Source organism: Alcanivorax sp. HI0044 (assembly GCF_001634945.1).
Window position 1 is genome coordinate 1 of record NZ_LWEZ01000768.1, and the last position, 405, is coordinate 405.

Here is a 405-nt window from a genome sequence, read left to right on the forward strand (position 1 = left end):
TTGGCAAGGTTAGAGTGTTGCCATCGAGGAGCCCGTGAGTATCCCAGGAGAATACCTATGACAAGTCAGGCCAAGATCAATGTGAAAACCCGTCGCGTCAAAGTTGCCATCGTGGGCGGCGGTTTTGGTGGTATGTGCATGGCGATCAAGCTGCGCGAAGCCGGAATCGATGACTTCCTGCTGCTGGAGAAAGGCAATGGCATGGGCGGTACCTGGTACCACAACAGCTACCCAGGCGCCGCCTGTGACGTGCAGTCTCACATGTATTCCTTCTCCTTCGAGGGCAATCCGGACTGGAGCCACCGCTATAGTGGCCAGCAGGAAATCCACAACTACATTGAAGGTGTGAGCCAGAAGCACAACCTGCGTCAGTACACCCGTTTCAATGCCGAGGTGACCGGGGCC

The 405-nt window shown here is 56.0% G+C and carries 1 protein-coding gene; it reads left to right on the plus strand.

Annotated features, from left to right (window positions below; all coding sequences use genetic code 11):
- Nucleotides 1-57 precede the first annotated feature (57 nt).
- A partial coding sequence (locus tag A3730_RS09165) for an NAD(P)-binding protein (RefSeq protein ID WP_156501107.1) occupies nt 58-405 on the plus strand: 348 nt, incomplete at its 3' end.